The organism is Bradyrhizobium sp. AS23.2 (assembly GCF_001908185.1).
Lineage (GTDB): Bacteria > Pseudomonadota > Alphaproteobacteria > Rhizobiales > Xanthobacteraceae > Bradyrhizobium.
On sequence record NZ_LGHM01000007.1, the window covers coordinates 46,538 to 54,910 of the forward strand.

An 8,373-nucleotide genomic window follows, 5' to 3' on the forward strand; every position below is an offset into this window, starting at 1 on the left:
TCCAGACGCGGAACAGCAAACTTTCTTCATGGCTCTCGTACTGGTTACCGGTGGCAGTGGCTTCATCGGACATCACCTCGTAGAAGCGCTCCGCGCCCGCGGGCAGCGGGTACGCGTTCTCGATGTCCGTTCGCCGGCCGCGGCGAACGCGGACGTTGAACATATCCACGGCTCGGTGCTGGACGGCGCTGCGGTCGATGCGGCGATCGCGGGTGTCGATCAGGTCTATCACCTCGCCGGACTGCCCGGCATGTGGGTTGCCAACAAGCAGGACTTCCATGACGTCAACTGCCGCGGCACCGAGGTCGTGCTCGCGGCGGCGATGAAGCGTGGCGTGTCGCGCTTTCTGCACTGCTCGACGGAATCGATCCTGTTCCCCTATTCCGACCTGGGCGGCGTTGCCGCCGAAGAGGCGCTGCAGCCGGCCGACGCGATGCCCGGCGCCTATACGCGGTCGAAGTCGCTCGCCGAGCATCACGCGGCGAAGGCCGCGGCCAGTGGCTTTCCGCTCGTGATCGGCACGCCGACCATGCCGATTGGCGCCGCCGACCACAATCTGACGCCACCGACCGCGATGCTCTGGTACTTCCTGCAGAAGAAGGTGCAGCCGCATCTCAACTTCCTGGTCAATCTGGTCGATGTCCGCGACGTCGCCATGGGCTTGGTGCTGACCATGGAGCGCGGTCGCATCGGCCAGCGCTACATCCTCGGCGGCGACTGTGTTCCGCTCGGCCACATCCTGCGGATGATGTCAGCGATGAGCGGCCGCCGGCAGTTTCCGGTCGTCGTGCCCGGCAGGATCGCCGAGCTCTCCGCGATCATGCTCGAACATATCTCCGATCGCATCACGCGCCGGCCGCCCAACGGCACCGCCGAGGGCGTGCGCATTGCGCTGGCCGCAAGCGACCTCTCGATCGGCAAGGCGCGCACCGAGCTCGGCTATTCGCCGCGCCCGATCGAGCCGGTCTTGCGCGAAACCATTACCCATCTTCTCGCCCGCGGAAGCCAGCAGGCTTCCGGCGCCATCGAACATCACGCGCTCTCCTCGCGCGCGAGCTGAGTTCTCCGTCCAACGCAAAGAACCTTTCCGCATGTCCTTCGATTTCAGCAAGCTTCTCTCTGTCGCCTGGGGTGGCTGGACCACGACCTGGCCGACGCAACTGCTCGCCCTGATCTGGCTCGCCTGGCTTGCAAGCTGGGTCGGCGCCTCGTTCTGGCAGGGCCGCACCCAGAAGCAGGTGATGACGCTGGAGTCCGGCCGCTATCGCATCCCGATCCTGGTCGGCGGCATCCTGTTCACCCCTTGGACCGCGGAAGTGCTCGGCGAGAAGCCGCTTTGGGTGTTCAGCAACGCCGGCGTCTACATCGTGGCGCTGATCGTGCTCGCCGGCATCTCGTTCACCTGGTGGGGACGGCTACACCTCGGACAGTTCTGGTCCAACACCATTACGCACAAGGAAGACCACCGGGTCATCGACACGGGTCCGTATGGCATCGTGCGTCACCCGATCTACACCGGCCTGATCGCCGGCATGCTGGCGACCGGCATCGCGGTCGGCACGGTGACCGCGATCCTCGGCGCGATCCTGATCTCACTCGGCATGTGGCAGAAGGGCCGGATGGAAGAGGTGTTCCTGTCCAAGGAGCTCGGCGAAGACGCCTACGGTGCCTATTGCCGCCGTGTGCCGATGATCATCCCGTTCCTGTCGCCGCGCTGAAGCGTCGTGAAGGCGCGGTCGCTGCCTTCCGCTTTCTCTGCACGACCTTATTGCTAGTGTGGGACTTGCGCTCGATCCAAGCTTGCCATCAGCCGCTTGCTTGTCAGCCAGGCAAGCGACAATACGAAATATCTCGCCGGACGAAAGCAGGTCTGCGAGGGCATCCGCCTAGCCGGGGTGCCAGAGGAGTGATGTCCGTAAACTGACAACGCTGCGGAGAAGCCTGTTATGCAGTTGTCAAAGGTCGCCGCGTTGGCGCTTATTGCTAGCAGTCCGAGCCTACTGTCTGTATCTCGGGCGGGGGCCGTTTCTGAATGCTCAATCTCAGGGACACTAGCGGATTGGGGCGAGAACTCGACGGCCGACATTGACCTCACGTCCGGAGGAAGTTGCCAATTTCCAATCAAGATGCGCGGCACTGTGAGTGGCTCGGACATCTCTCAAAAGCCGTCACACGGCAAGCTGAAAAGGCTCAACCTGTCTACGTTCGAATACAAAGCGAAGGCCAAATATAAGGGGAGCGATACTTTTGCCATCAGAGCAACGGGTCAGGGGCCGACGGCTTCTGGCACGTCGGTCGTTACTGTGCACGCGACGATCAAATAGCGTTCCTCGCATCGATTGCATGGTGAACGCGTAAGCGACAGCCGCAGGATGTCTCGCGCCAATGGCAACACAATGAGAAGGGACCATCGGAGCGACCGATGGTCCCGAAGGCCTCAAAGGTTCTTCGTTAGCAAAGGCCTTGCTATGTCTTGCCAAGTTTGGCTGCGAGCAGACTTGGCGGGCTGCTTGCAGGGTTGATGCTCGCTTTACGCTGGCCTTCTGGACCCTGGCCTCCTTGACGCTGGCCTTACGGACACTGGTCCCGTCGGACACTGGTTGCCATCGGCTCTGGTCACGTCGGCGCTCGTCGCTCTCGGCGCTGGATGGTGCGAGAAACCGACTCGATCAACCAATGCCAATTGAACTGCCGACCCGACGAATAGTCTAGGTGTTGTTATCTGTTCCTCTCGAAGAAATTTGGGTTAGCGAGGCTGCCAATTCCCGCATCGTTGGATGTCGTTTCTAACGACAACCGGCAGGCCCGCCGACCGAATTGCGAACGGCGCACGTCCTCGCGATGGACCAGTCAGCGCGAGTTCTACTTTTTCGGGGATCGCGCCCTTCTGGCCGGTTTTGTCACTGCAATGTCAGCCACGGCAGGGCTTGCGACTGACGACGCGAGAATTTCGTATTGAGCATGCATCCAATGGACTTCCGCCTTTCCGTCGGGTTGACCATCGGCGACCCAGAGGTGGTAGGCGCGCTCGCGAATTGCCTCTTCCAGATTTGGCATGGGATTTTCCTTGCGAATGATCCGCCCGGCCCCGTCCAAAAGACTTGCTCTCGTAAGGTTAATGAAATCTTAACGGGGCAGTGGAAGTTAAGCGTCGCGCGGGTGCGGCCCAAGGGCGGTCGGCGCTCTTTGCGAGCAATCTCGGCAGCCTCGCGGACGCCTGTCGCAACGAACGGCAATCCGCATCCGGCTACCGGCATCAAGCTCAAGCGTACAGAAAGGCGAAGGGGCCGTGCACGGGCCGCCTCTTGGGGGGCGTGGGACCGCACAGCGAAACTAGTCAGTCGATTGGCGCGAGCCGTTCGTTCCACCGCGCCGCAAGGTTTTTGATCTGCTCGAACTTCAGAATCGCCGGTTCACCCTCGCGGACGATTGTCGTCCGCTTGCGTTCTTTGGGTAGCAACGTCATCGCGCGCGATACTGCCGAGCGCAGTTTCATCGAGCCGTGATCTGTCAGGGTGACGAGTTCTTCCGGGTCAAGGGCCATGGGTCCACGCCTACGCTACCGGCTGGCCCGCAAGCCAGCACACGCGCCCCGAATGCCCAATTCTCCAGATAGCCCAACATGGTTAATAGTTCGTTATCGTTTGGCTCTCTCATTTGAATTGGCGCCGGTCACGCGGCGTGTTGTCCCGTAGGTAAAATTGAGCCTCTCAGGCTTCACCGGCCCCTATTTGGGTCGACCCCCATCCCACCCGATTTCAAATGCTAAAGGAGGTGGCTACCGCCAGGCTCACAGCCGGGGTAAGTTCGCCCGTGCCGCGCCTGCGCGCGCGGCACCCAGTGAGCCATTGCAGTCGCAATCGATCAGGCTACCGCTGCCAACCTGCCATCGGCATGCGGGTTTGCGCAAAGCAGACGCTTGCGAATGGCCTCTTCAACGAGCGCGAGCGCTTCCCTGGCTTGTCGCGCTTCAGCCTCCGCAACTTCGGCGCGGAGCTCTGCGGCCGTCAACTTGTCCTTCTGGGCTTCAATGCAGCATTGGGCTTGCTCCAGCGCTCGGCAAGCATCTTGTAGCTTACGTTCGGTGGTGACGGTGAGTTCACGGTGTGCCCGCTCGGCGGCCTCCGCTCGCACTTCGGCCAGCCGCAATCTTTCTAAGGCGCTTGTGCAAAGCGATTGGGCACGGGCTTCGGTCTCGCGGGCGCGCTTCTCCATATCGCGGAAGACATCGGCCGCTTGATATACCAGATCGAGGGCTGTTGCTCCCTTGTCTGGTGCCAGCGGTGAGGGAAAGCTCTGGACGCCCTCATCCCCTCCAACTGGCGCTCTGGAACCACGCTGCGCCATTCGATCAAGCTCGTCGCGAACACACGCTACGAACAGTATCATGAACAGCTGTGGTTAACGGATGGTTAAACAGTTGCACGCCTAGAGATGTCGCGACGGCGCACGGCGGGCAATGGCACGCAAAATCAGTCAGCAATGTCCTTTGGGCGTACCTAGCGTAGGAGCAGAGGCTCGCGCCAAAAGCGCTTTCGGCTCCATAAGCGTTCTTTTGCCCGATCACCGCCGACGGGCGATAGCCGGGGCCGCGCATCCTTCGAGGCCTCCGCTACGCTCCGGCACCTCAGGATGACGGTGACAGATTGGTGCAGGTAGAACGTCCTCAGGAAACCGCCGTTCTTCTGGCTCGTTGCCGCTCCACACAAGCGCAGAGCATCGAGCCATGTCGGACGCCTACGACGTTTTTAGCGCAGCACGGCGGCTCGACGGGAACATCGACCGCTGATCTTCCTCTCTCCATGCAAATTTGGTCGGCTGCCATTCCACGGGAATAGAGCTCAGCCGAGTTCCGCAACGGTTGACCTTTTTACCGCTACCCAGTTGGATGCGCGCGCAACGAGGCACGACGACATCTCATCGTGGATCTGGAGAGGTCGACGATCAGGCCTGAGCCCGCGCGGGGCTCGGTGCGATCCGGCGTTGGACTGTGCCGCAGGATTCGACAGGGGCTTCTCATGAGTTTTTCCAGCATCTTTGCGCAGTTCGTCGCATTCGTCGGCGGCATCGCACTGCAATGGCGGAAGCTGTCGGGCACCGAGCCCGCGCCGGCCTGGGGCCAGACCCCCGCCATTCCCGAAGCCAAGCCGCAAGGCGCCATCCCGACGCTGAAGATGCCGACGGCGCGCGGCTGGAGCGAGGGCCAGAAACCGACCGTCGCGCCCGGGCTCAAGGTCAATGCGTTCGCGACCGGCCTCAACCATCCGCGCTGGATCGAGGTGCTGCCCAATGGCGACGTGCTGATCGCGGAAGCAACGCAGATCGCAGGCCCGCCGCGCACCGTGTTTCACTACGCAATGCAGGCAACGATGCGGCGCGCCGCCGCGCTCGGTGTCAGCGCCAACCGCATCACGCTGCTGCGCGACAAGGACGGTGACGGCGTCGCCGAAGTGCGCGGCGCCTTCATGGAAAACCTCAGCCAGCCGTTCGGCATGGCACTGGTCGGCGACACCTTCTATGTCGGCAACACCGACGGCGTGATGGCCTTTCCCTATGTCGCGAATGCCGACCGCATCACCGCGCCGGGCAAGCGGCTCACCACATTCAAGCCGAGCGGCCACTGGACACGAAGCCTGCTCGCAAGCCCCGACGGCAAGAAGCTCTATGCCGGCGTCGGCTCGCTGAGCAACATCGCCGAAATGGGCATGGAGGTCGAGGAAGGCCGCGCCGCGGTCTACGAGCTCGATCTCGTCGCCGGCACGCATCGCATCTTCGGGGCGGGCCTGCGCAATCCTGTGGGCCTTGCCTGGGAGCCAACTACGTCCGTGCTCTGGACCGTCGTCAACGAGCGCGACGGGCTCGGCGACGAGACGCCGCCGGACTATCTCACCTCGGTGCGCGACGGCGGCTTCTATGGCTGGCCCTATTGCTACTGGGGCAAGACGGTCGACGACCGCGTGCCGCAGGATCCGGCGATGGTCGCCAAAGCGCTCACGCCGGACTATGCGCTCGGCGGCCATACCGCTTCGCTCGGCCTATGCTGGATGCCGGCGGGCACGCTGCCCGGGTTCCCCGACGGCATGGTGATCGGCCAGCACGGCTCGTGGAATCGCAGCAAGCTGTCCGGCTACAAGGTCGTGTTCATCCCGTTCGAGAACGGCAAGCCCTCCGGCCCGGCGCGCGACATCCTCTCGGGCTTCCTCGCGCCGGACGAGAAGGAGTCCTACGGCCGTCCGGTCGGCGTCGCAATCGGCCCCGACAAGTCGCTGCTGATGGCAGACGACGTCGGCAACGTGATCTGGCGCGTGACGGGCGCGTAAGTTTACGTCCCGACGCAGAGCGTGGCGCGCTGCTTGCGCAGCAGCGCAATCACGGACAGCGCCGTGATCATCCCGGTCTTGGGATTCTCGGACGGGATGTTCTCGATCGACATCGAGAAGCGCGCCGAATCCGCCTCGACCTCGATGCGGTGAACGTTGCGCGTCACGGTCGGGTCCGCCCAGATCTGCACTTGAGTGCGATCGGGACCGACGCCCGCGAGCGACAGTGCCACCGCGACGTTGAGATTGGCTGGAAAGCCTTTTGCCGCCTCGCGGGCCGTGCCCTCGAACAGCTTGAGCGGCTCACGCAGATTGTCGATATCGATATTGTTCTCGACAATGAACGGCGCGCCCTTCAAGCCGTCGATCGGCTTGCGCGTGACCATCCTCACGGAATTGACGGTGCCGACAGCCGCGGCGTTGACGGCGTCGAGGCCGATCAGCGCGCCGGTCGGCACGATGATGCGGCCGCCACTGGCACGGGCGAGATCGATCAGATCGGAATTGTCGAGCAGCGCACCGACGCTGACGACGACAGCCGCCTTGCCGCGCTTCACCGCAGGCTCGACGATCTCGCGCAGATGCCGGCTCGGCGCGCATTCGACCACGATGTCGGCAGCGTCGCCCAGCTGATCGATCGGCAACACCTGCGGCGGGCGGCGCAGGCCGCTGACGAACGCCTGATGTTTTGCGGGATCGCGCACGGCCACCGCCGAAAGACTAAGTCCCTCGATGCCCTGATCGAGTGCGGTCGCGATCTTGGTGCCGATCGAGCCCAGCCCTGCGATGGCAACCCGCAATTCGTTCGAAGCTCTCTGTTCAGTCATCGCGCCCCACTTTCCCGCCAGGCCAATGTCATAGCCTGTCACGCCTCCCGCGCATAGCTGCGCAGGCGCGCCTCGACCGCAAGCGGGGCGAGATGAAGCGACTTCTCCTACCTTCGCTTCGGCGGAGGCGTCACCATCGCGGTGGCCGGCTCGGGCGGCGTCAGATGGCGCGGGACGATGATGGACTGGCCGGGCGTGAGCGGTGCGTTCTCCGGTAGCGAGTTGCTCTGCGCGAGCGTCCACAAAGGCACACGATGGGCGGCTGCGATGCTCTCCAAGGTATCGCCGGCGCGTACGGGCACCCGAACGCCGGAGTCCCACAATTCCACCAGCGTATCCGCGGGCACGAGATAGCGCAGCGGCACCGCGTCGGCCTGGGTCTGCGCGGGGATGCGCGGCAGCTGCGTCACCATCTCCACGATCTGGCGGTGGATGTCGTCAGACTTCTCGATGTTGATGTGGGTGACGCGGCTGTTCTCCTTCAGGTCATAGCTCGCATAATGGCCGCGATAGCCGGGCACGGCCACGACGTCGCCGCCGCCGAGCACGCTGTCGGAGAGGAAGATGTTGATGAAGCGCTCGACATTGAGCGGCACGTCGCCGGTCGCATGCGCGGGGTCGATGGCGATGACGAGGCTGATCGGGATGTTCTCCTTGGCCGCCATCTCGGAAATGACAATCGAGCACAGCCCGCCCATGGAGTGGCCGATCAGCACGATCGGCGCCGGCGTCTCCTTGTAGCTGGCGATGGCGCGGTTGCCGATCAGCCGACAGATGGTGAATTCATAGACATCCGCCGAGAAGCCGGCCTGCGTCAGTTTCTCGCTGAGCCGGTCAATGCCGGTCGAGAAGATCGGTCCCATGGCGCCGCGAAACAGGTAGATCTTCGGCGACGGTAGCGGTTCGACAGGTGGAGCGGGAGGCGGTGGCGGCGCGATGGCCGCGACTGCTGCGCGCTTCGGCTTGGCGGGTGAGGCCGCGGTCGCGGCCGTGCCCAAAGCAAGCAGCGCAATCGCTGCCAGCACGACAACTCGCCTCAAATCGATCATCGGTCCAGCAGTCCCGCCACGGGAGGCGATCGCCTCCCCAAGCGGGCTTAGTGACCACCGATTGGGTGGTTTTTGGGGCACAAACAACACCGCCGTCGGCATGGCTGCCGACGGCGGTCGATCAATATCCGGAATCAACGACTTAGTTGCGCGCCGGCGCCGTCGCGGCCGCCGACC

The 8,373-nt window shown here is 63.5% G+C and carries 8 protein-coding genes; 3 read left to right on the forward strand and 5 right to left on the reverse strand.

The genetic code is table 11. From position 1 onward, the window contains the following. Positions 1–28 precede the first annotated feature (28 nt). The gene (locus AC630_RS01330) at positions 29–1,060 is read left to right on the forward strand and encodes an NAD-dependent epimerase/dehydratase family protein (RefSeq protein ID WP_074116703.1); all 1,032 of its coding nucleotides are present in this window, start codon (positions 29–31) and stop codon (positions 1,058–1,060) included. A gap of 31 nt (positions 1,061–1,091) precedes the next feature. Continuing rightward, entirely contained in the window at positions 1,092–1,718 is a 627-nt protein-coding gene (locus tag AC630_RS01335; RefSeq protein ID WP_074116704.1) for a methyltransferase family protein, read from the forward strand. A 1,144-nt stretch (positions 1,719–2,862) separates the two neighbouring features. Here the strand turns inward: AC630_RS01335 and AC630_RS01345 are convergent. From AC630_RS01345 to AC630_RS01355, 3 genes are all read right to left on the reverse strand, one after another. After that, positions 2,863–3,057: a DUF2934 domain-containing protein gene (locus tag AC630_RS01345; RefSeq protein ID WP_143197729.1), complete on the reverse strand. Its 195-nt coding sequence runs from the start codon at positions 3,055–3,057 to the stop codon at positions 2,863–2,865. 280 nt (positions 3,058–3,337) lie between these two features. Continuing rightward, a complete protein-coding gene (locus AC630_RS01350) occupies positions 3,338–3,544 on the reverse strand; it encodes a hypothetical protein (protein ID WP_074116707.1) in 207 nt (68 codons plus the stop codon). 320 nt (positions 3,545–3,864) lie between these two features. Next, positions 3,865–4,347 carry a nucleotide exchange factor GrpE gene (locus tag AC630_RS01355; RefSeq protein WP_074116718.1) on the reverse strand — a complete coding sequence of 161 codons (483 nt, stop codon included), beginning with the start codon at positions 4,345–4,347 and terminating at the stop codon, positions 3,865–3,867. A 671-nt stretch (positions 4,348–5,018) separates the two neighbouring features. Here AC630_RS01355 and AC630_RS01360 point away from each other — a divergent pair. Further along, the gene (locus tag AC630_RS01360; RefSeq protein WP_074116708.1) at positions 5,019–6,320 is read left to right on the forward strand and encodes a PQQ-dependent sugar dehydrogenase; all 1,302 of its coding nucleotides are present in this window, start codon (positions 5,019–5,021) and stop codon (positions 6,318–6,320) included. A gap of 2 nt (positions 6,321–6,322) precedes the next feature. On the opposite strand, the gene AC630_RS01365 is transcribed toward AC630_RS01360, so the two are convergent. Together AC630_RS01365 and AC630_RS01370 are read right to left on the reverse strand one after the other, a co-directional pair. Beyond that, the gene (locus AC630_RS01365) at positions 6,323–7,147 is read right to left on the reverse strand and encodes an aspartate dehydrogenase (protein ID WP_074116709.1); all 825 of its coding nucleotides are present in this window, start codon (positions 7,145–7,147) and stop codon (positions 6,323–6,325) included. A 107-nt stretch (positions 7,148–7,254) separates the two neighbouring features. Beyond that, positions 7,255–8,196, reverse strand: a complete 942-nt coding sequence (locus tag AC630_RS01370; protein WP_074116710.1) for a LysM peptidoglycan-binding domain-containing protein — start codon at positions 8,194–8,196, stop codon at positions 7,255–7,257. Positions 8,197–8,373 lie beyond the last annotated feature (177 nt).